The sequence below is a fragment of the bacterium genome (assembly GCA_021372775.1).
Taxonomy (GTDB): Bacteria; Acidobacteriota; Polarisedimenticolia; order J045; family J045; genus JAJFTU01.
The window spans coordinates 1-1957 of record JAJFTU010000294.1 but is presented as its reverse complement, the minus strand read 5'-3'; the positions used below and the strand labels follow the sequence as shown (position 1 = coordinate 1957).

Sequence of the window (1957 nt, the reverse complement as noted above, 5' to 3'; positions counted from 1 at the left end):
CGGCGCGTCGAAGTCGAGCGCGAGCGCCGACGCCAACTCGCCGTTGCCGTCGAGCCGCGCGTCGATCACCTGCATCGGCCCTTCGCCGGGGGCGAGGACCGCCGCGCCGGCGCCGTCGCCGAAGAGGATCGCCGTCTCCTTGACGCGCGGCGCGCGGTCGAGCACCTCGCTCATCCGCTCGGCGCCGACGACGAGCGTCGGCCCGTAGCGCGCGCAGAGATCGACGCCGAGGGCGAAGGCGCAGAGGCCGCCCGAGCTGGCGAGATGGACGTCGAACGCCGGGCCGAAGCAGGCGAGGCGCGCCTGCAGGTCGGCCGAAACGCCGGGGAAGACGCGCCGCGGCGTGCCGGTGCCGACGACGATCGCGCCGACGTCGGACGGCGCGACGCCCGCCGCGTCGAGCGCGGCGCGGGCCGCCCCCTCCGCGAGGTCGACGACCGTCTCGTCGGGCGCCGCGCGGCGCCGCTCGCGGATTCCCGAAACCGCTTCGATCCACGACTCCTCGACGCCGAACTCGGCGGCGAGCGGGGCGTTGCCGACGATCTGTTCGGGCAGCCGGCGGCCGAAGGCGAGGACGCGGGCCATCGTCTCAGCCGTTCCGGCGGGAGTCCACGTAGGCGCAGATCTTGGCGATCGTCTCGAAGCGCCGCGGGACCATCTCCGAGTCCGGCACGCGGATGCCGAAGCGGCTCTCGAGGTCGGCGACGACGTCGAGCAGGCCGAACGAGTCGATGACGCCCGTTTCGAAGAGGGACGTTTCCGGGTCGGCGGGAATCGCGGCCTGCGCGTGGTTGGCGAGCGTCTCGCGGACGATGTCGGCGGTGGCCATCAACGAGGATCTCCGGTTCGGGAAGAGACGACGGGTGGAGGACCAATATCTCTCGCCGCCGCGGCGGCCGCAACGACGGAACGCCGCGAAACGCGGCGGCGCGCGGCGTCGTCGGCGCGGCCGGATCGGCGCGGCGCGCCGCGTGTAGACTGTGCGCGACGGGAGGTCGCGATGGACGGAAAGGGACGCCGCGCGGCGTTCTTCATCGGGTTGGCGTTGGTCGTGGCCGCGCCGCTGCCGTTCGGCGCCGTGGGCGACGCGCCGCGCGCCCTGCTCGCGTTCGCCCTCGCGGCGGCGCTCGGGCTGCTCTGGGTCGATCGGCGCGCGCTCGGGGAGGGGGCGCGGTGGACGTGGCGGCTCGCCGCGGCGACCGCCGTCTTCGGGCTGCTCTATCTCGCGCCGCTGCCGCCGTCGGCGGTCGCGGCCCTCTCGCCGCGCCTCGCCGGCGAGGCGCGCGCCTCGCTCGCCTTCCCCGGCGCCGATCCCGCGCTCTCCGCGGCCGAGTCGTCGCTCGCCGCCGCGGCGGGCGGCGTCCGGACGGAGGCGACGTGGCGCCCGCTCGGCGCCGACCCCGACGCCAATCTCGAAGGGTTGACGCGGCTGGGGCTCGCCCTCGCCGCGTTCCTCGTCGGGCTCGCCGCGACGGCGCGCCGCGAGGACCGCCGGCTCGCCGCCGGCGCCGCCGCGGTCGCGGCGCTGGTCGAGGCGGTCTACGCCCTCGCCGAGTCGCTCTCCGGCAGCTACAGCATCTGGGGCTGGAAGAACATCTACTACTCCGGCCGCGCCTGCGGCACGTTCGTCTGCCCGAACCACTTCGCCGCGCTCCTCTCGCTCGGCCTCTTCGCGCTGGTCGGGCTGCTCGCCTCGCGGCCGCGCGGCGAGGCGCCGGAGCGGGACGAAGCGCGCGCGCCGGGACCGGCGCGGATGCTCGTCTTCGCCACCGTCGCCGGCGTCGTGATCGTCGCCCTTCTCTGGTCGCGCTCCCGCGGCGCGCTCGTCGCCGGCGCCGTCGGCGTGGCCCTCTTCGCCGCGGGGCTCGCGGCCAAGCGCGGCGTCGGCCGCGACCGCGGACTCGTGCTCGGCGCCGCCGCGGCGCTCGTCGCGGTCCTCGTCGTCGGCGCGGCGATG

The 1957-nt window shown here is 76.5% G+C and carries 3 protein-coding genes; 1 reads left to right on the top strand and 2 read right to left on the bottom strand.

Annotated elements, in window-relative coordinates; genetic code table 11:
• A partial coding sequence (locus tag LLG88_10235) for a ketoacyl-ACP synthase III (protein MCE5247282.1) occupies positions 1-585 on the bottom strand: 585 nt, incomplete at its 3' end.
• 4 nt (positions 586-589) lie between these two features.
• Positions 590-829, bottom strand: a complete 240-nt coding sequence (locus LLG88_10230; protein ID MCE5247281.1) for an acyl carrier protein — start codon at positions 827-829, stop codon at positions 590-592.
• Positions 830-1000: 171 nt separating this feature from the next.
• On the opposite strand from LLG88_10230, the gene LLG88_10225 reads away from it, so the two are divergent.
• On the top strand, positions 1001-1957 hold a 957-nt coding region (locus LLG88_10225), incomplete at its 3' end, for a hypothetical protein (GenBank protein MCE5247280.1).

Bases quoted from the DNA above. Each gene is read 5' to 3' on its own strand.
- LLG88_10230 (MCE5247281.1), bottom strand. From the start codon at position 829: ATGGCCACCGCCGACATCGTCCGCGAGACGCTCGCCAACCACGCGCAG.